The sequence below is a fragment of the Palleronia sp. genome (genome assembly GCF_042089775.1).
In the GTDB taxonomy this organism is placed as follows: Bacteria; Pseudomonadota; Alphaproteobacteria; order Rhodobacterales; family Rhodobacteraceae; genus Palleronia.
Genome location: NZ_JBELKF010000039.1, coordinates 1 through 20,960, shown reverse-complemented (window position 1 = coordinate 20,960; position 20,960 = coordinate 1). Strand labels below are relative to the sequence as shown.

The 20,960-nt window shown below is 67.4% G+C and carries 19 protein-coding genes; 8 read left to right on the top strand and 11 right to left on the bottom strand.

The genetic code is table 11. The features are described from left to right. The first annotated feature begins 26 nt into the window (after nucleotides 1-26). Nucleotides 27-947 (top strand): LysR family transcriptional regulator, encoded by a 921-nt coding sequence (locus ACFDS3_RS11045; protein WP_375262422.1) that lies wholly within the window; start codon nucleotides 27-29, stop codon nucleotides 945-947. 351 nt (nucleotides 948-1,298) lie between these two features. Then, nucleotides 1,299-3,461, top strand: a complete 2,163-nt coding sequence (gene purL, locus ACFDS3_RS11040; RefSeq protein WP_375262408.1) for a phosphoribosylformylglycinamidine synthase subunit PurL — start codon at nucleotides 1,299-1,301, stop codon at nucleotides 3,459-3,461. Nucleotides 3,462-3,564: 103 nt separating this feature from the next. Here the strand turns inward: purL and tkt are convergent, their stop codons facing one another. After that, nucleotides 3,565-5,580, bottom strand: coding sequence for a transketolase (tkt, locus tag ACFDS3_RS11035; protein WP_375262407.1), 2,016 nt, complete (start codon nucleotides 5,578-5,580; stop codon nucleotides 3,565-3,567). Nucleotides 5,581-5,766: 186 nt separating this feature from the next. On the opposite strand from tkt, the gene ACFDS3_RS11030 reads away from it, so the two are divergent. From ACFDS3_RS11030 to ACFDS3_RS11020, 3 genes are all read left to right on the top strand, one after another. Beyond that, complete coding sequence (locus tag ACFDS3_RS11030) at nucleotides 5,767-6,282, top strand: hypothetical protein (RefSeq protein WP_375262406.1); 516 nt, start codon at nucleotides 5,767-5,769, stop codon at nucleotides 6,280-6,282. Next, nucleotides 6,275-6,679: a cell division protein ZapA gene (locus tag ACFDS3_RS11025; protein WP_375262405.1), complete on the top strand. Its 405-nt coding sequence runs from the start codon at nucleotides 6,275-6,277 to the stop codon at nucleotides 6,677-6,679. Before ACFDS3_RS11030 ends, ACFDS3_RS11025 begins: the two co-directional genes overlap by 8 nt. Nucleotides 6,680-6,801: 122 nt before the next feature. Continuing rightward, nucleotides 6,802-7,173: a GNAT family N-acetyltransferase gene (locus tag ACFDS3_RS11020; RefSeq protein WP_375262404.1), complete on the top strand. Its 372-nt coding sequence runs from the start codon at nucleotides 6,802-6,804 to the stop codon at nucleotides 7,171-7,173. Between the two features lie 48 nt (nucleotides 7,174-7,221). On the opposite strand, the gene ACFDS3_RS11015 is transcribed toward ACFDS3_RS11020, so the two are convergent. The 8 genes from ACFDS3_RS11015 to ACFDS3_RS10980 are packed head-to-tail and all read right to left on the bottom strand — an operon-like array spanning nucleotide 7,222 to nucleotide 16,487. Beyond that, on the bottom strand, nucleotides 7,222-7,980 hold the full coding sequence (locus ACFDS3_RS11015) for a TIGR04290 family methyltransferase (RefSeq protein ID WP_375262403.1): 759 nt from the start codon (nucleotides 7,978-7,980) through the stop codon (nucleotides 7,222-7,224). Further along, nucleotides 7,977-8,987 (bottom strand): UDP-glucuronic acid decarboxylase family protein, encoded by a 1,011-nt coding sequence (locus ACFDS3_RS11010; protein ID WP_375262402.1) that lies wholly within the window; start codon nucleotides 8,985-8,987, stop codon nucleotides 7,977-7,979. The genes ACFDS3_RS11015 and ACFDS3_RS11010 overlap by 4 nt, the downstream gene beginning before the upstream one ends. Next, a complete protein-coding gene (locus ACFDS3_RS11005) occupies nucleotides 8,978-10,096 on the bottom strand; it encodes a glycosyltransferase (RefSeq protein ID WP_375262401.1) in 1,119 nt (372 codons plus the stop codon). The genes ACFDS3_RS11010 and ACFDS3_RS11005 overlap by 10 nt, the downstream gene beginning before the upstream one ends. Continuing rightward, complete coding sequence (locus tag ACFDS3_RS11000; RefSeq protein ID WP_375262400.1) at nucleotides 10,093-11,187, bottom strand: glycosyltransferase; 1,095 nt, start codon at nucleotides 11,185-11,187, stop codon at nucleotides 10,093-10,095. Before ACFDS3_RS11000 ends, ACFDS3_RS11005 begins: the two co-directional genes overlap by 4 nt. Continuing rightward, nucleotides 11,184-12,296: a glycosyltransferase gene (locus ACFDS3_RS10995; protein WP_375262399.1), complete on the bottom strand. Its 1,113-nt coding sequence runs from the start codon at nucleotides 12,294-12,296 to the stop codon at nucleotides 11,184-11,186. Before ACFDS3_RS10995 ends, ACFDS3_RS11000 begins: the two co-directional genes overlap by 4 nt. Beyond that, nucleotides 12,293-13,384: a glycosyltransferase family 4 protein gene (locus ACFDS3_RS10990; RefSeq protein ID WP_375262398.1), complete on the bottom strand. Its 1,092-nt coding sequence runs from the start codon at nucleotides 13,382-13,384 to the stop codon at nucleotides 12,293-12,295. The genes ACFDS3_RS10995 and ACFDS3_RS10990 overlap by 4 nt, the downstream gene beginning before the upstream one ends. Then, entirely contained in the window at nucleotides 13,381-15,375 is a 1,995-nt protein-coding gene (locus tag ACFDS3_RS10985) for an NAD-dependent epimerase/dehydratase family protein (RefSeq protein ID WP_375262397.1), read from the bottom strand. The genes ACFDS3_RS10990 and ACFDS3_RS10985 overlap by 4 nt, the downstream gene beginning before the upstream one ends. After that, a complete protein-coding gene (locus tag ACFDS3_RS10980) occupies nucleotides 15,372-16,487 on the bottom strand; it encodes an NAD-dependent epimerase/dehydratase family protein (RefSeq protein ID WP_375262396.1) in 1,116 nt (371 codons plus the stop codon). The genes ACFDS3_RS10985 and ACFDS3_RS10980 overlap by 4 nt, the downstream gene beginning before the upstream one ends. A gap of 223 nt (nucleotides 16,488-16,710) precedes the next feature. Here ACFDS3_RS10980 and ACFDS3_RS10975 point away from each other — a divergent pair, with 223 nt between their 5' ends. The 3 genes from ACFDS3_RS10975 to ACFDS3_RS10965 all read left to right on the top strand — a co-directional run bounded on the left by ACFDS3_RS10975 (nucleotide 16,711) and on the right by ACFDS3_RS10965 (nucleotide 19,680). Beyond that, nucleotides 16,711-17,736, top strand: a complete 1,026-nt coding sequence (locus ACFDS3_RS10975) for a zinc-binding dehydrogenase (protein ID WP_375262395.1) — start codon at nucleotides 16,711-16,713, stop codon at nucleotides 17,734-17,736. Further along, on the top strand, nucleotides 17,733-18,779 hold the full coding sequence (locus ACFDS3_RS10970; protein ID WP_375262394.1) for a Gfo/Idh/MocA family protein: 1,047 nt from the start codon (nucleotides 17,733-17,735) through the stop codon (nucleotides 18,777-18,779). Before ACFDS3_RS10975 ends, ACFDS3_RS10970 begins: the two co-directional genes overlap by 4 nt. Nucleotides 18,780-18,891: 112 nt before the next feature. Next, nucleotides 18,892-19,680, top strand: a complete 789-nt coding sequence (locus ACFDS3_RS10965) for a hypothetical protein (RefSeq protein WP_375262393.1) — start codon at nucleotides 18,892-18,894, stop codon at nucleotides 19,678-19,680. 27 nt (nucleotides 19,681-19,707) lie between these two features. Here the strand turns inward: ACFDS3_RS10965 and ACFDS3_RS10960 are convergent, their stop codons facing one another. Then, nucleotides 19,708-20,076, bottom strand: coding sequence for a response regulator (locus ACFDS3_RS10960; RefSeq protein ID WP_375262392.1), 369 nt, complete (start codon nucleotides 20,074-20,076; stop codon nucleotides 19,708-19,710). Continuing rightward, a partial coding sequence (locus ACFDS3_RS10955) for a sensor histidine kinase (protein ID WP_375262391.1) occupies nucleotides 20,073-20,960 on the bottom strand: 888 nt, incomplete at its 5' end. The genes ACFDS3_RS10960 and ACFDS3_RS10955, both read right to left, overlap by 4 nt.

The window sequence follows — 20,960 nt, the reverse complement described above, 5'->3', positions numbered from 1 at the left end:
CAACGATAGTCGGGATTTGCCCTATGATGGACTGGGACAAACTGCGGGTTTTCCACGCTGTCGCCGAAGCGGGCTCGCTGACGGCGGCCGGCGAGTCCCTGCATCTCAGCCAGTCAGCCGTGTCGCGCCAGATCCGGGCGCTGGAAGAAAGCCTTGAGACGGTGCTCTTTCACCGTCACGCGCGCGGGCTGATCCTGACCGAACAGGGCGAGCTGCTGCATGATGCGACTGCTTCGATGTATCGGCGGCTGGACACCGCGGCCGCGCGCATCCGCGACAGCCGTGACGAAGTCTTCGGCGAGCTGCGCGTGACCACGACCACCGGCTTCGGCACGCTCTGGCTCGTCCCGCGGCTGAACAAGCTGTACGAACGGTTCCCCAACCTCAAGATCGACCTCATGCTCGAAGAGCGCGTGCTTGACCTGCCCATGCGCGAGGCCGACGTCGCCATCCGCATGAAGGAGCCGTCGCAGGCCGACCTCGTCCGCAAGCGGCTGAACACCGTGCGCATGCGCCTCTACGCCCTGCCCTCGTATCTCGAGGAAAACGGCCGCCCGCAGACGGTCGAGGATCTCAGCACCCATCGCCTCATCAGTCAGGCCGTGACAGCGCACCAGGTGTCGTCGGGCCTGACGCTGATCGAAAGCCTGCACGCGGTCGGCATCCCCTCAACCCTGACGGTGAACAACTATTTCGGCGTGCTTCAGGGGGTCCTGTCGGGCCTCGGGATCGGGGTTCTGCCCGATTACCTCCTCGCCGACTTCCCCCACATGGAAAGGGTGCTGCCGCAGGTCGAATCGGGGTCGATCCCGGTCTACCTCGCCTACCCCGAAGAACTGCGTCATTCGCAGCGTATCGCGGCTTTCCGCGAGTTCGTCCTTGAAGAGCTGAGCGAGACGGCGCGCCACCTGACATCGGTCGAAGAGGGGCATGCGCAGAGCGCATAGCGGCCCTGCGCGATCCATGACAGTTTCCCGATTGATCGGGTCCGAGGCACCGACTAGATGCCAATACAGCGGCGCGGGACTTCATGTCCGCCGCTATACCTCCCTGTTGGACTGGCCGGGCTTCGTGCCCGGCCTCTTTTTTTGTCCGCTCTTGGCATTGCCCTAGAGGCAGGACATCTGGCGCGCGCTGTCAACCCGGTGGTCCGCCTCCCAGGACACCTTCCAGCCCATCACGCGCTTCGGTAAGCACGATGCCCAATTTTCCGACGCATCGTGAACGCGGCAAAACGGTGTCGCTCGCCCGCAGGGCGTGGTAACCGCTTCTGACCCGTTCCCCAGCGCCCGATTGACATGTCCGAGCCCGAAATCACCCAAGACCTCATCGCCGCCCACGGGCTGAAGCCCGAAGAGTACGATCGCATCCTCGATATACTGGGGCGCGACCCCAGCTTTACCGAGCTTGGCATCTTCTCGGCCATGTGGAACGAGCATTGCTCTTATAAGTCATCGAAGAAGTGGCTACGCACCCTGCCGACCTCGGGTCCGCAGGTGATCTGCGGCCCCGGTGAGAACGCGGGCGTCGTGGATATCGGCGACGGCCAGGCCGTGGTCTTCAAGATGGAGAGCCACAACCACCCCTCGTATATCGAGCCTTACCAGGGTGCGGCGACCGGCGTGGGAGGCATCCTGCGCGACGTGTTCACCATGGGCGCCCGCCCGATCGCTGCGATGAACGCGCTGAGCTTCGGAGCAGTCGACCACCCCAGGACGCGCACCCTCGTCCACGGCGTCGTCGAAGGGGTCGGGGGCTACGGCAACTCCTTCGGCGTGCCGACCGTGGGCGGTGAGGTCCGCTTCGACCCCTCGTATAACGGCAACTGCCTCGTCAACGCCTTCGCCGCGGGCCTCGCCGATGCCGACAAGATCTTCTATTCGGCCGCATCCGGCGTGGGTATGCCGGTGGTCTATCTCGGCGCAAAGACCGGCCGCGATGGCGTTGGCGGCGCGACCATGGCCTCGGCCGAGTTCGATGACACGATCGAGGAAAAGCGCCCCACGGTTCAGGTCGGCGATCCGTTTACCGAAAAGCGCCTGATGGAGGCCTGCCTCGAGCTGATGCAGACCGGTGCCGTGATCTCGATCCAGGACATGGGCGCGGCCGGCCTGACCTGCTCGGCTGTCGAGATGGGCGACAAGGGCGGCCTTGGCGTCCGCCTCACGCTCGACCACGTGCCGCAGCGCGAACCGAAGATGACCGCCTACGAGATGATGCTGTCGGAAAGCCAGGAGCGGATGCTCATGGTGCTCGATCCCTCGAAAGAGGCCGAGGCCCGTGCGGTCTTCGAGAAGTGGGACCTCGACTTCGCCATCGTGGGCGAGACCATCGCCGAGGACCGCTTCATCGTCACCCACAAGGGCGAAGAAAAGGCGAACCTGCCGCTTTCGACCCTGTCCGGTTCTGCCCCCGAATACGAACGCCCTTGGGAGGCGACGCCGCCCCCCGCCCCGCTGCAGGACGCCCCGAAGATCGATCCGATCGAAGGGTTGCGCGCCCTGATCTCGCACCCAAGCTACGCGTCCAAGCACTGGGTCTATGAGCAATACGACACGCAGGTTGGTGCCGATACGGTGGCCCCTCCGGGACGCGGCGCCGGGATCGTCCGCGTCCACGGCACCGAAAAGGCGCTGGCCTTCACCTCGGACGTCACGCCGCGCTACGTCGAGGCCGACCCGAAGGAAGGCGGCAAGCAGGCCGTGGCCGAGGCGTTCCGCAACCTTGTCGCGATGGGTGCGAGGCCGCTGGCGGCCACCGACAACCTGAACTTCGGCAATCCCGAAAAGCCGCGCATCATGGGCCAGTTCGTCGGCGCCATCCAAGGGATCGGCGAAGCCTGCGAAGCGCTCGACATGCCGATCGTGTCTGGCAACGTGTCGCTCTACAACGAGACGGACGGAACCGGCATTCTGCCCACCCCCACCATCGGCGCGGTCGGGCTCATCGAAGATCCGTCCCGCGCGATCACCGGCACCGCACAGAGCGGCGACCTTGCGATCGTGATCGGCTCGACCAAGGGACACCTGGGCCGCTCCGCGCTGCTGTCGGTGGCCTTCGGCCGCAACGACGGCCCGCCGCCGCCCGTCGATCTTGAAGTCGAGCGGCGCAACGGCACGTTCATCCTGGACAATGCCGAATGGCTCCGTGCGGTGACTGACCTGTCCGACGGCGGCCTTGCCCTCGCCGCTTTCGAGATGGCCGAGGCCGCCGGGATTGGCGTCACGATCGACAAGAAGAAGAAGACGGCGAGCCTCTTTGGCGAAGATCAGGGACGCTACCTCATCGCATGCAGCTTCGACGCGGCCGAGCATCTGATGGTGGCAGCGGGCAAGGCGAGCGTTCCGGTGATGCTGGTCGGGCGGTTTGGCGGTGACGCCGTGCAGCTTGGCTCGAAAAGCGCGCCGCTGGAGGAACTGCGCGCCCTCTATCGCGGTGCCTTCGAGGCCGCTCTGGGCTAACCCACCCCGCCTTCTCAAAGACATAAGCCGGCGCCGACAGATCAGTCGGCGCCGGCTTTCCTTTAGGCGAACGGCCCCAGAGGCGACCTCCGGGGATTCGCGATCAGAGCAGTCTTTCGACCTCGGCAACGACGTGGTTCGCCGTGATGCCGAACTTCTCGTAGAGGACCTCGGCCGGGGCGGACCCGCCGAAGCTGTCCATCCCGATGAAGCCCGCCTTGGCGTCGCGGCCACGCTCGCCCATAAGCCAGCGGTCCCAGCCGAACCGGGCTGCGGCCTCGATCCCGACGCGCACGGCGCCCGTGGGCAGGACGCGGCGGCGGTAGGCCTCGTCGGCCTTGGCGAACAGTTCGAAGGACGGGATCGAGACGACGCGCGTGCCGATCCCCTTCTCTTCCAGCATGGCCTTGGCATCCATTGCCAGCGAGACTTCCGAGCCCGACGCGAGCAGCACCGCCTGTCGCTTGGCGTCGGCCTCGGCGAGGATGTAGGCGCCCTGTTCGACCAGGTTCTTCGACTGGTGCTTCTGGCGCAGCGTCGGCAGACCTTGACGCGTCAGCACCAGCGTCGTTGGCGCGTTCGTCGTGCGCAGCGCGATCTCCCACGCCTCGGCAGTCTCGACCGTGTCGCAGGGGCGGATCACCTGCATGTTCGGCATCGCGCGCAGGCTGGCGAGGTGCTCGACCGGCTGGTGGGTCGGGCCGTCCTCGCCCAGGCCGATGGAGTCGTGGGTCATCACGTAGACCACCGGCGCCCCCATCAGCGCCGAGATGCGCATCGCCGGGCGGGCATAGTCCGCAAAGCACAGGAAGGTGCCGCCATAGGGCCGGATGCCGCCATGCAGCGCCATGCCGTTCATCGCCGCGGCCATGCCATGCTCGCGGATGCCGTAGTGGATGTAGCGCCCCGAGCGGTCGTCGGCCGAGAACACGCCCAGGTCAGGCGTCAGCGTGTTGTTCGATCCGGTCAGGTCGGCCGATCCGCCCAGCGTCTCTTTCACCACCGGGTTCACCGCCTCGAGCACCAATTCCGACGACTTGCGGGTGGCGACGTTCGGGCGCTCTTCGGCGGCCTGCTTCTTCACGTTGCGAATGGTCGAGGTCAGCTTGTTCGGCAGCGTGCCGGTCATCGCCTCTTCGAACTGCTTGCGCTTGCCGGCACCCAGACCTTCCAGCCGGTCGTTCCACTCAGACCGTTCCGCGGCACCGCGGTGGCCGACCTCTTCCCACCACGATTTGATGTCGGAGGGGATCTCGAAGGCGCCGTGGGTCCAGCCGTAGGCCTCGCGCGTGTCCTTGATCAGCTTTTCGTCTGTCAGTGCGCCGTGGCCCTTGCCGGTGTCCTGCGCCGCCGAACCAAGCGCGATATGCGTCTTGCAGGCGATCAGCGACGGCTTGCCGGCCCTCTTCGCGGCCTCGATGGCGGCGTCGATGGCGTCCGGGTCATGACCGTCGATCGACTGGGTATGCCAGCCGCAGGCCTCGAACCGCTTGATCTGGTCGGTCGTGTCGGTCTTGGAGATGTCGCCGTCGATCGAGATGCCGTTGTCGTCGAAGAACAGGACCAGCTTCGACAATTTCAGGTGGCCGGCCATCGCGATGGCCTCGTGGCTGACGCCCTCCATCAGGCAGCCGTCGCCGGCGAAGACGTAGGTGTGGTGGTCGACGATCTTCTTACCGAAGCGGGCGCGCAGGCTCTCTTCCGCGATGGCCATGCCGATCGAAGTCGCAAGGCCCTGCCCCAGCGGCCCGGTCGTCGTCTCGATCCCGCTGGCATATTCATGCTCGGGATGGCCGGCGGTCCGGGCGCCCCACTGGCGGAAGTTCTTCAGCTCGTCGAGGGTCATGTCCTCGAAGCCAGTCAGGTGCAGCAGCGCGTAGAGCAGCATCGAGCCGTGGCCGTTCGAGATGATGAACCGGTCACGGTCGGCCCAGCCGGGCGCCTTGGCATCGAACTTCAGGTGCTTCGACCAAAGGACAGTGGCGATGTCGGCCATGCCCATCGGCATGCCCGAGTGCCCCGAGTTGGCCGCCGCGACGGCGTCGAGGGCGAGTACACGGATCGCGGTGGACCGCATCCAGTGGTCGGGGTGACGTTCGCGCAGGGTGGCGATATCCATGAGGTCGGCTCCGGTTTGATCGGGCGTTAGCGTTACAACGGCAAATACCAGCCCCCTGCTTGAGATCAAGCGCGCACCGGCCCGCGTCGGGCGGATTGGGGGCTGAAATCCGGTCGGTCTTGCGATTAACTGCACCCATCAAAGCCGAATCAGGCCAGTTCTCCCGAGGGATAAGCGCGCGCGTTCATGCCGGACATCACCGAATTGCAACAACGCCTCGCCGCGGCGCTCGACCGGATCGAGGCGGATGTCGAACAGCTCGCCCGTCCGGCGCCTGCGCCCGAGCCGGTTCCAGAGCCCGAGCCGCCGACAGGCCCCGACCCCGCCAGGCTCGAGGCGGACCTCGCGGCCGAGCGCGAGCTGGTGCAGCAGCTTGAAGAGCGGCTGAAGTCGACGCGCGAACGGCAAGAGGCGCGGGTTGCGGCCGTCGAGGCCGAACTCGAGACCGCGCACGGTCTTCTGGCCGAGATGGAAGAGGATCGCGGCCGGCTGAAGGTGGTGGCCGATGGCTTGCGCGAAAGCTGCGAAGCGCTGCGCCAGGTCAACGCCGCGCATGTCGGCGATGTGGAACTGGTGAACACCGCCATGGCGTCCGAGATCGAGGCCCTCGCCGCCCTCCGCCGCAGCGACCGGGCCGAGCTTGATGCGGTGCTCGCGCTGTTTGCCGACGCCGCCGAAAACGAAGAGGAATCCGATGCCTGACGTGCGGATCACCATCGGCGGCCGCGACTACGACGTTGCCTGTCAGCCGGGAGAAGAGCCCTACCTCCAATCCGCCGCGCGCTACCTCGACGGAGAGGCGCAGCAGCTGGTGGACCAGATCGGCCGCCTCCCCGAGCAGCGCATGCTGCTGATGTCGGGGCTGATGCTCGCCGACAAGACCGCCAGCCTCGAAGAACAGCTCCGCGTCGCAGAAAGCCGCGCGGCCGAGCTGGAACAGACCGTGGCAGAGATGCAGAACCGACCAGAGGCCGCGCCCGAGCGTGTCGAAGTGCCGGTGATCCCGCAGTCGGTGCTCGAGGCGCTGGAACAGATGGCCAGCCGCGCCGAGGCCGTGGCCGAAGAAACAGGCCGCCGGGCACATGGCAGCGAAAGCTGACCGCCGCCCCCGGAAAGCGGCGCGTTCGCACAGAGATCAAGGCTGCAAGTGAGACTCCACCTTGGCATACGGCGCGCGACCGCTTCAGACCGGGCGGCGCTTCACGACCTACTCTATCGCTCTTGGATGACGACCTGGGCGCATGCCCGCCCGAGGCGGCTGCGGATTTTCAGCGCACGGACCCCGTGAACCAGTACCTGGAGGCTTGCCTCGACCAGATCGACATCAGCGTCGTTGACGGGCGCATCGTCGCTGCGATGCATGTCGCCGGTGACGCTCTTGCCGCTCTCCATGTCGATCCGGACCTCAAGGGACAGCACGTCGGGACGGCCATGATGGACGTGGCCGAGGCACGGGGCGCCGTATGCCTGGAGGTCCGCGCCTTCAATCAGCCGGCGATCCGCTTCTACGAAGCGCGCGGCTGGCGTCGGACGCGGAGCTATCTGGCGTCGGAAGGCGAAGTGCCCATGCTGACACACGAATACCGCCGCTAGCACGGGCGCGAACCGCCGATCCTTGCGGGAACGGCGGCCAACGGGATTTCAGTCCTGTACGATGCGCGGCGGCGGCGGGACCATCTCACCCCGTTCGGCACGCCGGCAGAGATAAACCTCGCGCTCGATCTGCTCCTCAATGGTGAAGCCGGACGAGCGCAGCATCGCCTCCATCCCCGGCTGGTTCGGGATGAACCAGTTCGTCGGATCGGCCGAGAAACGCTTCTCGATGAACCAAAGCTGCGGCCAGTCGGCACGGGAGAACGGCTCGGGGTCGTTGAAGTCGTAATCGGGGGCGACGGGGGCCGCCTGCATCTCGGGGCCGCGCTGCATGCACTGGAACAGCATCATGTCGCCCACGACATGCTCCCACAGCAGGTCGAGCGCCAGAAGCGGGTGGCGCAGGTGGTAGAGCACGCCCATGAAGATCACGAGGTCGAACTTCTCGCCCAAGGCCTCGACGTCGTAGACGTCCATCTGCCGCAGGTCGAGCGACACGCCCTCGCGCTCAGCGGCAAAGCGGGCCTGCGCCAGGTAGTGCGGATCGCTGTCGATGCCGACCACGCGGCCCGCACCCCGGCGCGCCATCTCAAGGCTGTAGAAGCCGGCGTTGCAGCCGATGTCGAGCACACTCGCGCCTTGCAGGTCGTCGGGCAGCGCGTGGCGGAATCCCTCGAACTTGAAGCGCGGGTAGTCGCCCAGGAAGTGATCCGGTGCCGTCTCGATCCCGTCGATGGTCAGGTTGTGGAACCACGGCCCCAGTTCGGCAATACGGCGGGCGGTGGCGTTTTGGTCTTCCACGGTCATCGCGTCACCTCTGCCGTCTCAGCGGTCCGGCCGGCGACGGCCATCGGACGTTGCAGCGCCTGCGAGAACCAGGGAACCGTCTTCTCCAGCCCCTCTTCCAGCGGCACCCGCGGCGCCCATCCCAGCAGCGACTTTGCGCGCGCGATGTCGGGGCGCCGGCGCTTGGGGTCGTCCTTCGGCAACGGGCGGAAGACGGGGCGCTTGGAAGTCGGCGCCACCCGCCGGATCAGCTCGGCCAGCTCGAGGATTGTGTACTCGCCAGGGTTTCCGATGTTCACGGGGCCGTCCGGGGTCTCGCCCAACTCCATCAGCGCGATTAGGCCGTCGACCATGTCGCTGACATAGCAGAACGAGCGCGTCTGCTCGCCGCTGCCATAGATCGTCATCGGCTCGTCCGACAGCGCCTGGCAAATGAAATTCGACACGATGCGCCCGTCATCGCATTGCATGTGCGGACCGTACGTGTTGAAGATCCGCGCCACCCGCACCTCGGCCCGGCCCGCGCGCAGGTAGTCGTAGCACAGCGCCTCGGCGGCGCGCTTGCCCTCGTCGTAGCAGGCACGTGGCCCATTGCAGTTGACGTGGCCGGCGTAGCCTTCGGGCTGGGGATGCACCTCAGGATCGCCGTAGACCTCGCTGGTCGATGCCTGCAGCAGCCGCGCCCCCTTCTTCTCGGCCAGCGCCAGAAGGTTGTTCGTGCCGACCACGTTGGTCATCATCGTGCGCACCGGGTCGGCCTGATAGGCAGGCGGGGACGCCGGGGAGGCAAGGTTGTAGATCCGGTCCACGCGGTCACGGATCTCGGGCAGCTCTTCGACATCCCCTTTGATGACCCGGAAGTTCGGGTGGTCCAGCAGACCCGAGAGGTTGTCACGCCGCCCGGTCTGGAAGTTGTCCATGCAGATCACCTTGTGCCCTTGGGCAAGTAGGGCCTCGCACAGATGCGATCCGATGAAGCCGGCGCCGCCGGCCACCAGAATAGTCCTCGACACGGGGGTCATGTCCATTCCGCGGTCTCCTCTTTCTCGCTTCGGCTCGCGCACGCGGGGCACTCCTGCAGCATCTGCACGAGGTCTCCGGCACGCGCGCGGCCGGTGTGGTCGGCCAGCACGATCCTGCGTGCTTCAGCCGCCAGCGCTTCCGGCCTGGTGCCATCTTCACCGGTCAACGCAGCAACAGCATCTTCGGTGCCATCGGCGATGACGATGGCTTTTCCTTCCGGCAAAAGCTCGCCCAGCCCCTCCCACCGATCCGACAGGATGGGCGTGCCCACGGCCGCGGCCTCGAACAGGCGCACGCTGGGCGACCAGCCAAGCCGACGCATCGCGACGCGGGTGATGTTCAGGGTGAAGCGCTGAGCGCTGTAGAACGCCGCGTGCTCGCTCGGGGGCAGGTGTTCGATCCGCTCGACATTGCCGGGCCAGTCGATGCCATCGGGATATTGCGCCCCGGCGACCACGAACTTCATGTGCGGCAGACGGCGTGCCGGCTCCAGCATCAGCGCCTCCAGCCCCGGCTGGCGGTCGTCGCTATAGGTGCCCAAATAGCCCATGTCCCACTTCATGGGCACCTCGGCGCGGGTGTAGCGGCCTTCGTCGACCGAGCAGTAGAGCGCCCGCGGCGCCCGCGCGCCATAGACCTCGGACAGACGGTCGAGGACCTTGCCGCCCGAGAAGCTGAAATAGAGGTCAAAGACCGGAACCTGCCGGCGTGCCAGATGCGCCTCTTCGCCCTTGTCGAGCAAGTCCATCGTGACCGGCGTGTCGATATCGTAGAAGCACAGGCGCTTGAGGTCCATTCCGGCCAGCCGGTCGATCAGCTCGGCGCCTTCGGGGACGTAGCTGCCGACGATCACCGCATCCGCTGCACGCAGCCTATCGCCGTGCCGCTCCTCGACCTCATTGAGGGAGTGATAGAACGCCAGTTCGCAGAAGTCCGGGTCCGGCAGGTCGCGGTTGGACCCTGCGTACCACGGCACCTCGCGTTCCAGGAACAGCACCCGGTGCCCTTCGGCGGCGAGACCCTTGATGAGCGCGCGAAAGGTGGTCGCATGCCCGTTGCCCCAGGACGAGGCCAGCGACAGCCCGAGGATGACGATGTCCATCGGCTGGCTCATGCTGGCGCCTCCGCAATGCGAACCCGTTCGCGCAGCAGCGCGTCGAGCTGGCGGGCCCGGTGGGCATAGGTGTGCTCTGACAGGATGCGGGCACGGGCGCGCTCGCCGATGGCCTCGTCGCGTCCGGGCGGCAGCGCGCGCAGGCAGTCCGCGACATCCTGCCCGTCGCGCGCCACCAGCACCTCTTCGCCGGGCTTCAGGAACAGCTCGATCCCTTCCCAGTAGTCGGTCATCAGGCAGGCCCCTGCCCCGGCGGCTTCGAAAACGCGCGTGGCGGGCGAGAAACCGATGGCGGCCATCGAGTCGCGGGCGATGTTCAGCACGACCCGCGGCGTCACGTTGAAGGCGTTGTGGTCGGCGGTGCGGACATGGCCAAGGCAGCGCACGTTCTCGGGCACGGCGCCCGCGTCCCAGCCCGACCCGCCGAGCAGGAACCGCAGCGACGGCAGCTCGCGGGCAGGGGCGAAGAAGAACTGCTCCACCCGCGCCTCGCGATCGGGCAGACGGTTGCCGAGGAACGCAAGGTCGCAGGCGAAGCGCGGATCGGCCGGCACCGGGTGGTGGGTCGAGGCATCCAGCGCGTTGTAGATCGGCACGCATTCCCGCGCGCCCAGTGCGCGATAGGCGTCGATCACCGGCTTACCGCCGCCATAGGTCAGCACCAGGTCGATCTGGTCCGGCAGCATCAGCCGCAGCGCGTCCTCGGGGTCGGCCTGCATCGCCGCCAGCGTGGCGGGCGCGTCGACATCCCAGAAGATCCTCAAGGCATCGGGCGCGGCATGGGCCATGACCTCGCGCAGCAGGGCGTCGTCCTCGAAGCCGACGCCGCTGGCCTTGACCACCACGTCGGCCTTCGCCGCCTCGGCCGCCACGCGCTTCAGCGCCTCGGAGGTGCCCTCGTAGACGACGACGTCGCACCAGTCGGGCGGGTCGATGTCGCGGTTGGCCTGCCGGTCGTAGACGTCGGGCTCGTAGAAGGTGATGTGGTGCCCGTGGGCGGAAAGCGCCTGGATGATGCCCCGGTAATAGGTCGCGGCGCCGTTCCAGTAGCTCGACAGAAGGCTCGATCCGTAGAAGGCGATGCGGGTCATTGGCCGGGCTCCATTTCGTGAGTGGTCACACCGAGGCGCGTCAGCACCTCCAGCAATTCGTCGGCCCGGTGGCCGCAGGTGTGGCGGGCCTGGATCGTCTCGAGGCCCCGCGTCGCCTGTTCGCGCGCCGCGTCGGGATCCAAGAGAAGCTCGCGCAGGTGGTCTGTCATCTCGTCGCCGTCGCGGGCGAAGCGGAAGTCGCCGGGGCGGAACAGCCCCTCGGCGTCGTTCCACGGCGCGCTGACCAGCGGGATGCCGCAGGCGAGGGCCTCGAACGGGCGGATCGTGGGGATGCCGGGCAGGCTTTCGACGTAGGGCCGGCGCGGCACGTGAACCGTCACGCGATGCCGGGCGAAGGCCTGCGGGACGTCCGCATTGGCGATGCTGCCGCCGAAGTCGATGCCCGCCTGCGCCAGCCGTTCCAGCGCGTGATCGGGATAGCGGACGCCGTGGATCAGGGTCCTGAGGCGCAGCCGCTCGGCCGGGGCGATCAGGAACGACTCGAGCTCTTCGCTGCGTTCGTCGTCGCCCCAGTTGCCGACCCAGATCAGGTCGCCCTCGGCGGGGGTCTCGGGGTGCGGGTGGAAGATGCTGGTGTCGGCGGCCTCGTGCCAGGTGAAGACCTGCCGCCCCCAGCCCGCCGCAAGATAGGTCTCGCGCAGCGTCTCTCCGAAGGCCAGCACGCCGTCATAGCCCGTCAGGTTCAAGCCGCCGATTTCGCCCTCGGCGCTGACCGCGCGGTGGTGGGTGTCGTGGAACAGCAGCGCAAAGCGTGCGCCGTTTGCCCGCACTTGACCCAGCCGCGCGACCAGCGCCGGGTCCGTCCATTCGTGCACGACCACCACGTCGGCGGTCTCAAGCGCCGCCTCGTGATCGAAGCTGTCCGGGTAGATCTCGTAGCTGAGGTCGGGGAAGGCACGCTCGAAAGCGGAAATGGCGCCGGGGCCGCGATCGGCAACGAGATTCTCGCGGCTCCACGCGCCCTCGGGTTCCAGCGCTTGAGTTTCGTGACCGCGCGCCTGCAGCGCCCGCATGACCCCGCGCAGGAAATGAGCGTTCCCGTGGTTCCAGTCCGAGGCCAGCGAGTGGGTGTAGAAAACGAACCTCATGCTGCTCCCTCGGTCGTCAGGTTTCGTGCGCGGACGCGGTCGTGGATCGCCGCCATCGCCTGCGCCTGGGCATCGGCGGAATAGCGCCCCGCGCGCTCTTGCGCCGCTTCGCCAAGCGCCGCGCGCCGGGCTTCATCGCTGGCGAGATCGTTCAGCGCCTTTGCCAGCGCGCCGGCGTTGCGCGGCGGGAAGAATACCCCGGCCCCGTCCCACAGTTCCCGGAAAGTCGGATTGTCGGCCAGCACCAGCGGCGCACCGGCGTGCGCGGCTTCCAGCACCGCCAGCCCGAACGGCTCGTAGACCGAGGGCGAAACGAAGATCCCGGCACTCGCGATCAGCCTAGCCGCATCGTCGTGTCCAAGTTGCCCGAGGTGATCGGCGAAGCGGATGCCAATCTGCGCCCCGTTCGGACCCTGGTCAGCACCCAGCAAAAGTATCGGCCAATCGCAGTCGCGCGCCGCTTCGTCGAGGGTCGCGCCGCCCTTGCTTTCGTCCCACCAGCGCCCGGCCGCAACGACAGTGCACGACCGTTCTGCCGCCGGCACGGACCCGCTGCTGGCATTGTGGACGACGTCCACCTTCCCCAGCCCGTCATAAAGCCGCTCCGTCGCCGCAGCGTGGCTGGCCGAGGGCGCGACCACCGCATCGGCCCGCGCCAGTCCGGCGGCCGTCAGGTTTTGGATCCAGCGCATGTCGTCAGGTACGGATTCGCCGCGCACGGCGTCGAACCAACTGGCGAGGCAGGAATGCGAGACCGCGACCACCGGCAGCCCGTCCGGAATGTCGGCGGCGAGGCTTGGCAGGTTGCACTGGATCACCGCGGCACCACGGTGCGCGGCGGTCTCGGCCAGCCAGCGCCCGGCACCGGCGACCTCGTCCGGCCCCTGCGCCATCCAGTCGAGGGACTGCGAACCCCAGTCGAGCGGGCCGAGCGCTTCGGCCTCGGCGCGCTGGGTGTTCGTGGGGGCCGGGCCGAAGCCGGCGAAGCAGACCGGTCTGTCCAACCTAGTCAGGCCGGCGGCAAGGTCGACGGCATATCGCCAGACGCCGCCGACGGCGTCCAAGGTCATCAGGACGGGTGCGGTCATGCCGGGACCCGCTGACGTTCGGGCAGCCGCGTGCCGTTCTGCGACAGCCAGTCGGCAAGGTTGCGCAGCCCGTCGCGCCAACCGACCTGCGCGTGCCAGCCGCTTGCCGCTTCGAGCGCGCGGGTGTCGGCGACGAACCACGGCTGATCGCCCTGGCGCCAATCCTCGAACGTGACGTCGATGGTGCGGCCGGTCACCGCCTCGATCTCGCGCAGCACCTGAATCAGGCTGACCGTGTTGGACGGCCCCCCGCCCAGGTTGAACGCCCGCCCCGAGAGAATGTCGATCTTGTCCAGCACCGCGCGATACGCCCGCACCGCATCCGACACGTGGAGCACGTCGCGCACCTGCCGCCCCGTGCCGAAGACGGTGATCGGCCGCCCGGCGAGCGCCTGGATCAGGAAATGTGCGACCCAGCCCTGGTCCTCGGTGCCGAACTGGCGCGGGCCGTAGATGCAGCTCATCCTGAGGACCGACGCGGGCAGGCCGTAGCTTTTCGCGTAGTCCAGGACATACTGGTCCGCCACGCCCTTGGAGCAGCCGTAGGGCGTGCAGAAATCCAGCGGCCGACCCTCGCCCACGCCATGCGCGCGGATATCTTCGTCCATCGGTGCGCAGGCGTCGTTGGTGTCGGCGACTTCCAGGTCGGCCAGCGCACCATAGACCTTGTTGGTCGAGGCAAAAACCAGCGGTACCTTGCGGCCGGTTGCGCGGATGCCTTCAAGCACGTTGAGCGTGCCGCGTGCATTGACGTCGAAATCAGCCATTGGCGACACCAGCGAAGTCGTCACCGCCGTCTGCGCCGCCATGTGCAGCACCGCGTCGGCGTCCCGCACCGCCTCGCGCACCGCCAGCTCGTCGCGGAGGTCGGCCGGAAGCGCATGGAGCCGGGGGCCGTGACGCTCGGCCAGCCAGTGCAGGTTGCGCTCGACTCCCGGGCGGCTGAGGTTGTCGATGACGACGACGTCGCGCCCTTCGGCAAGGAAGCTCTCGGCGAGGTTCGACCCGATGAAGCCCGCGCCGCCGGTGATGGCGATCGGGCGCGCCTGCTTTGCCACCGCGGGCGCTGCCAGCCGCGCCACCTCGCGCACCTGATCCGGGCCGCCGGCCTCGAGCAGTCGCGCCAGCAGCTTGGGCGTCCCGTCCGCCTCTACCGCGCCGAGGTGATAGTGGCGGGGATCGAACCAATGGCCTTCCTGGACCGCCACTTCTTCGGGCAAGTCGCGCCAGGCGTACCAATAGAGACGGTCCGCACCTGCATCGAGCGCGCCGAGGAAGCGGCGCGCCTGCTCCATGTCGTCGCGGCGCCAGGTCGAATAGCCCGTCTCGGTGATCCAGATCTCGCAGGACGGGTTCCAGCGATCGAGGATCTCGCGCATCTCGGCCAGGTGCGTGTCCCAGCCGTTCCACGAGCCTTCTTCGCTGTCCCAGGTGCCGGGGAAGCCGTGGATGCCGGCCGCGTCGACCTCGGCGAGCACGCCGCGCTCGCCCATCAGGTTCAGCCAGTATGCATCGAAGGGTGCCGGGCCGCCGAGGACCGGCTTCCATCCGCGCTTCTTGACCCAGTGGGCGGCGTTGCCGACCATCTCGCAGAAGAGGTCGCACTCCGGATCTTCGCGCCAATCCCAGTCGAGCAGGTTGTTGGGCTCGTTCCAGAGTTCGACATACCTGAAATGCTCCCCGTGCCGGGTCAGCACCATGTCGAGGAAGTCCGCGAAGTCCTTCAGCACCTTCGGCGCACCGGAACTGCGCCCGGTGCGCGACAGCGAAGGCGGTGTGTAGTGCACGCACGGCAGCAGCTCGATGTCACGCGCCAGCCGCGGAAGCAGCCAGTCGTACCACTCCTGCCCGCCGGGCGCGTGGTACTCGGCCCAACTCAGGTGAGTGCGGAGGTACCTGGCACCCGAGGCCACGAGCCTCGGCATGACCTCCTCAACCCTTTCATATTCGCCAGGACGGAACCACTCGACGAAGCCGTATTCGTCGCTCACGATACCAGACCCCGCTCCTCGAGCTGGCGCCGCATCTCGTCACCGCGGTCCTTCTTGCCGGTGTCGGGCGCGCTGCGCACCCACTCGACGAACGGCCCGAGGCTGTCTTCGAGCCGTTTTTCGGGCGCAAAGCCCAGCAGCTCGTTCGCCTTGGTGATGTCCGCGAAACAGTTGCGGATGTCGCCCGAGCGGAACTTGCCCAGCACCTCGGGCTGAAGCTCGGGGCAACCCATCGCCTCGGCCAGAAGCTCGGCCACCTGGACGATCGTGTAGGAGTTGCCCGAGCCGACATTGATGACATGCCCGGCGGCCTCGTCATGCTCCAGCGCCAGTGCGAAGGCGCGGGCGACGTCGTCGACATGGACGAAGTCGCGCTTCTGCTGGCCGTCTTCGAAGATGGTGGGTCGCTGGCCGGCAGCCAGCCGCGAGGCGAAGTTGGCCAGAACGCCCGTGTAGGGGTTCGACAGGGCCTGCCCCGCACCGAACACGTTGAAAAGGCGAAGCGCGGTCGTCGGAATGTTGTAGGCCTCGCCGAAGATCAGGCAGGCTTGCTCCTGCTGGTACTTCGTCAGCGCGTAGATCGATGCAAGGTCGACCCGTTTGTCCTCGCTGGTCGGTTGCGCGGTCAGTTCGGCACCGGTCGGGCCCTCGGGCTCCCATTTGCCGTCCTTCAGATCGGCGGTGCGGCGGCGCACCCTCTCGTGCAGATGGCCGTCGGGGTCGGCGTAGTAGCCCTCGCCATAGACGCTCATCGACGAGGCGACGACGAGGCGGCGGATCGGGTCCTCGGCGATCGCCTCGAGCAGAACGGCGGTGCCCAGGTCATTGGCGCTGACATAACGTGCGATCTCGTACATGGACTGACCGACGCCGACTTCGGCCGCCAGATGCACGACCTCGTCCACGCCCTTGAGCGCCGAGCGCAGCGTATCGATGTCGCGAACGTCGCCCTTGACCACCTCGGCCTCGGCCGGCGGCTCGGCGGCGGCATCGCCATGAACCTGGTCGATCATCGCGTCGTAGAGGACCACCTCGCGGCCGCGGGCGAGCAGCTCTGTCGCCACCTGCCGCCCGATGAAGCCGCAGCCGCCCGTCACCAGCGTTTTTCCCATGGTTCCCATCCCTCGAAAATTATGCATCTTTCGGGCCAAAGTAGGCAGAAGAAGCAGAAGTTCCAGCGAAGCCCTGATTTTACAGCCTTCCTCGGCGGAAGCATCATCTTCAGAGACTTCCGAAGCTTCTTCAGGAACAGATCAATTCGCCGTGAGTTGGCCGGGTCCACGCGCGACGACGGCAGGTGCGGGCAAGCCACCGCCGCCAAACCAAGGAGAGACGATGAAAGACCACAGCAGCACCGCCACAGCCGCCCTTCCAGACCCCGTCGGCGCGCCGGTCGGCCACGCGGCGCAGGTTGTGGCGCCCGGACAGGTCGAGATGGTCGAGCTTCCCCTGCCCCGCCCCGGCGCGGGCCAGATCCTCGTCCGGATCGAAGGCTGCGGCGTCTGCGCCTCGAACCTCGAGCCGTGGTCAGGCCCGGACTGGCAGGACTTCCCGATGGAGCCGGGCGTGATGGGGCACGAGGCCTGGGGCGTGATCGAGGCGCTGGGCGAGGGCGTGAGCGGCCTGCACGTGGGCCAGCGGATCGCTTGGCTGGGCAACCACGGCTATGCCAGCCACGAGCTTATCGCCGCCGAAACTGCGCTTTCCCTTCCCGCGGCTCTGGACGGGCAACCGGTGCCGGCCGAGCCGCTGGGCTGCGCGATGAACATCTTTCACCGCGCGCAGATCAGCGCGGGGCAAACAGTCGCGATCATCGGCATCGGCTTCATCGGCGCCGCGTTGACCGCCCTCGCGGCACAGGCGGGTGCACGAGTCATCGCAATCTCGCGCCGCCAGGAGTCGCTCGACCTCGCGCGCCGCATGGGCGCCGCCGACACGATCCCGATGGAGGACCATTGGGAGATCATGCGCGAACTCGGGCGCCTGACCGAGGACCGGCTGGCCGACGTGGTGATCGAGGCGGTGGGCCTGCAATGGCCGCTCGACCTCGCCGGCGAACTGGTGCGCGAAGGCGGTCGCCTGGTGATCGCAGGTTACCACCAGAACGGTCCACGCCAGGTGAACATGCAGATGTGGAACTGGAAGGGCATCGACATCGCCAGCGCCCATGAGCGCGACCCCGATGTCCAGCGCCGCGGGATGGAGGAAGGCATTGCCGCGGCCGCCGAGGGGCGGCTGGATCTGGGCGCGCTCATCACCCACCGCTACCCGCTGTCGCGCCTGGGCGACGCGCTCGACGCGACGCGCGACAAGCCGCAGGGCTTCGTGAAGAGCTGGGTTTCGCCGGAGGACGCAAAATGAGCGACACGTTGACCCTGAGCCCCGACACCACGGCCACGAGTACGCACCGCCCCCGCCTCGCTTTTCTCGGCCTCGGCTGGATCGGCCGGAACCGGATGGAGGCGGTCGCCGCCGAGGACATCGCCGAGATCGTTGCGATCTCGGACCCCTCACCCGAGGCGATGGACGAAGCCGCGCATGTCGCGCCGGATGCCACGCGCTGCGACGGGCTGGATGCCCTTCTGGCGACGAAGCCCGACGGCGTCGTGATCGCCACCCCTTCGGCCCTTCATGCCGAACAGACCATCGCCGCGCTGAAAGCCGGCGCTGCCGTCTTCTGCCAGAAGCCGCTGGGCCGGACTGAGGCCGAGGCGCGCGCCTGCATCGACGCCGCCCGCACCGCCGACCTGCTGCTGTCCGCCGACCTCAGCTATCGCCACGCCGCGGCCTTCCTCGCCCTGCGCGAGGCGGTCGAGGCCGGAGAGCTGGGAACGGTCCACGCGCTAGATCTGACGTTCCACAACGCCTACGGCCCCGACAAGGCGTGGTTCCGCGACCGTGCGCTGTCGGGCGGCGGCTGCCTCATCGACCTCGGCGCGCATCTTCTGGATATGGCCGCCTGGGCGCTCGGGGCGCGCGACCTGCGCTGCACCTCGGCGCACCTCTACGCGGGCGGGCAGCGCCTGACCGGAGACGCCGTCGCAACCTCGGTCGAGGATTATGCCGCCGCCACGCTGGAGACGCCGGAAGGCGGGGTGATCCGCATCGCCTGCTCGTGGAACCTGCCTGCAGGCCGCGACGCAGTGATCGGCGTCGATGCCTACGGCGCACAAGGCGGCTTTTCGGTCCAGAACGTCAACGGTAGCTTCTACGACTTCGCGGCCCACCGTCATCACGGCACGCAAAGCGAAGAGCGAATCGCGCCACCCGACGCCTGGGGTGGGCGTGCCGCTGCGCACTGGGCGCGTCGGCTGGCCGAGGGAGAGCGCTTCGAGCCGGCCTGCGAGAGCCTCGCGGAACTTGCCGCAGCCATCGACGCCGTCTACGCCCGCGCCGCCAACTGAAGGCGCCAGCAGCCCCTTCGCAAGCAGGAGCTACATGCGCAGCAGGAGGAACGGTTGAACCCCCGGACCTCTGTCGCATTTTGCGCCGCGGACAAGGGGGCGAGGACTACAGATGAACGACCTCGAGATTCAGGTTCTAGGCATGTCGCGCAGTGGCAACCATGCGGTTTGCAACTGGATCTTCAACCAGGCCGACGCGCCGAAGCTCTTCCTCAACTGCGCCGAGGGCAAGACCGACCCCTTCGCGACCTGTCGCCCGTTCTCTGAAGGCCAGCGAGGATGGCGCGAAGCCCCGGAACGCAGCGTGCCCCCGGGCGCAGGCGGCGATCGCGCCCTGCTCATGCACAGCTACGAAGACAGCTGGTTTGCCCACGCCTTCAGCCGCCCGCTTGAGGCACATCACGACGAATGGCTGGCAGAGTCCCGCCGGCGAGTGCGGCTTCTGATCCTGCGCGACCCGTTCAACCTGTTCGCCAGCCGTCTCAAGATGGGGGCAGAGTTGTCGGTGCCTGTGGCGCGCAAGATGTGGAAGCAGCACGCGCGCGAGGCTTTGGGCGACACGCGCAAGGTCAAGGACAAGGTCGTCGTGCTCTACAATCGCTGGGCCACCGACAGGGACTACCGCCGCAGCATAGCCGGCGAGCTTGGCCTGACCTTCACGGATGCCGGCGCCGACGAGGTGCCGCAGACGATGGGCGGAAGCTCGTTCGACGGGACCTCGTTCCATGGCCGCGCCGCCGAGATGCCGACGCAGGACCGCTGGAAGGCCTATGCCGACGATCCGGCCTACCGCGCGATCTTCGACGCCGAGATGGTATCGCTCGCCACGCGGTTGTTCGGCCTGCCCCCGGTCGATCTGGAACTCGACGATCCGCTGGGTGAGACCCTGCCCGGCCAATAGACCGAGCAGAACCGCCCCGGCATATCACTACGACCGTGCCGCCCTCAGGTCGGTCAGGGCGCGCGCGAACTGCTGGTCGGAGAACGGCTTTTGCAGGCGCGGTCGATCGCTGTAGCTGGGCTCTACTTCCGCATAGCCGGTCGAGAGCAGGAACGGCACGCCGCGCGCGGACAGCCGATCGGCGATCGGATAGCTGCGCTCGGTGCCGAGGTTGACGTCCAGCACCGCAATATCAAGCGCCTCGCGCTCGATGAGGTCGAGCGCCTGCTTCACGCGTGCCGCGGGTCCCACCACAATACAGCCGAACTGTTCCAGCATGTCCTCGAGGTCCATGCACACCAGCATCTCGTCCTCGACCAGCAGAACGCGCAGCCCTTCAAGCCCATCAACGGTCATGGCGTCGCCTCGGGAAGGGGCATGTGGATCTCGCAGATCACGCCGCCGGGATCATGAACAATCCGGACCGTTCCGCCCAGTTCGTGCGCCAAGCCCCTTTTGAGCAAGCGATTGCCGAACCCCCGGTGGTCTGACGGTTCGACCGGGGGACCGTTCTTTTCGACCCAGGTGATGCAAAGCTCGTCTTTGTCGACTTCTCTCCACCGGATCTCGACCAGACCCTGTGGAGCGCTCAGGGCACCGTATTTGACGGCGTTCGTGGCGAGCTCGTGAAAACCCATGCCGAGGGCAAGGGCGACCTTGGGCGAAAGCGGCACCGGCGGCCCTTCGAGCCGGGCCCGCTCGTCCGCACTCTCCGCGTTGAGAAACGGCGCGAGGGCCGAGGCGGCGATCTCGCGCAGGTCCACCTCGTGCCAGTTTTCGCGCATGATCAGGCTGTGGCTTTGGGACAGTGCGAGCAAGCGGCCCTGAAACCCTTTCATCGCTTCGGGTTCGGTGTGGGCGCGCAGGGTCTGGGTCGCGATCGACTGCACCGTCGAGAGCATGTTCTTCACCCGGTGGTTGAGTTCCTGGATCAGCAGATCCTGGTGAGTCTCGAACTTCTGCCGTTCGACCAGTTCACGCTGAATCGACTCGTAGAGCCCGGCATTGTCGATGGCGATCGCGGCCTGCGAGGCGATGGCGGTCACGATCCGCTGGGACCGTTCAGTGAAGACGCCGGGCTTGTCGTGGCCGAAGATCAGCGCCCCCAGGATCTCGCCGCTGCGCGAGATCACGGGCGCCGAAAGGTAGCTCGTGACCGGCAGGTGGCCCGGCGGCATCCCGTTGAACGGGGCGCTCTGGCCGTAGCGGGCGTCCGCCTTGATGTCGTCGATCCGCAGCAC

Bases quoted from the DNA above. Each gene is read 5' to 3' on its own strand.
- tkt (WP_375262407.1), bottom strand. From the start codon at position 5,580: ATGGATATCGCCACCCTGCGCGAACGTCACCCCGACCACTGGATGCGG.
- ACFDS3_RS11010 (WP_375262402.1), bottom strand. From the start codon at position 8,987: ATGGACATGACCCCCGTGTCGAGGACTATTCTGGTGGCCGGCGGCGCC.
- ACFDS3_RS11030 (WP_375262406.1), top strand. From the start codon at position 5,767: ATGCCGGACATCACCGAATTGCAACAACGCCTCGCCGCGGCGCTCGAC.
- ACFDS3_RS11045 (WP_375262422.1), top strand. From the start codon at position 27: ATGGACTGGGACAAACTGCGGGTTTTCCACGCTGTCGCCGAAGCGGGC.
- ACFDS3_RS10995 (WP_375262399.1), bottom strand. From the start codon at position 12,296: ATGAGGTTCGTTTTCTACACCCACTCGCTGGCCTCGGACTGGAACCAC.
- ACFDS3_RS11005 (WP_375262401.1), bottom strand. From the start codon at position 10,096: ATGAGCCAGCCGATGGACATCGTCATCCTCGGGCTGTCGCTGGCCTCG.
- ACFDS3_RS11015 (WP_375262403.1), bottom strand. From the start codon at position 7,980: ATGACCGTGGAAGACCAAAACGCCACCGCCCGCCGTATTGCCGAACTG.
- ACFDS3_RS10970 (WP_375262394.1), top strand. From the start codon at position 17,733: ATGAGCGACACGTTGACCCTGAGCCCCGACACCACGGCCACGAGTACG.
- ACFDS3_RS10980 (WP_375262396.1), bottom strand. From the start codon at position 16,487: ATGGGAAAAACGCTGGTGACGGGCGGCTGCGGCTTCATCGGGCGGCAG.
- ACFDS3_RS10960 (WP_375262392.1), bottom strand. From the start codon at position 20,076: ATGACCGTTGATGGGCTTGAAGGGCTGCGCGTTCTGCTGGTCGAGGAC.
- ACFDS3_RS11025 (WP_375262405.1), top strand. From the start codon at position 6,275: ATGCCTGACGTGCGGATCACCATCGGCGGCCGCGACTACGACGTTGCC.
- ACFDS3_RS10965 (WP_375262393.1), top strand. From the start codon at position 18,892: ATGAACGACCTCGAGATTCAGGTTCTAGGCATGTCGCGCAGTGGCAAC.
- purL (WP_375262408.1), top strand. From the start codon at position 1,299: ATGTCCGAGCCCGAAATCACCCAAGACCTCATCGCCGCCCACGGGCTG.
- ACFDS3_RS10975 (WP_375262395.1), top strand. From the start codon at position 16,711: ATGAAAGACCACAGCAGCACCGCCACAGCCGCCCTTCCAGACCCCGTC.
- ACFDS3_RS11000 (WP_375262400.1), bottom strand. From the start codon at position 11,187: ATGACCCGCATCGCCTTCTACGGATCGAGCCTTCTGTCGAGCTACTGG.
- ACFDS3_RS10990 (WP_375262398.1), bottom strand. From the start codon at position 13,384: ATGACCGCACCCGTCCTGATGACCTTGGACGCCGTCGGCGGCGTCTGG.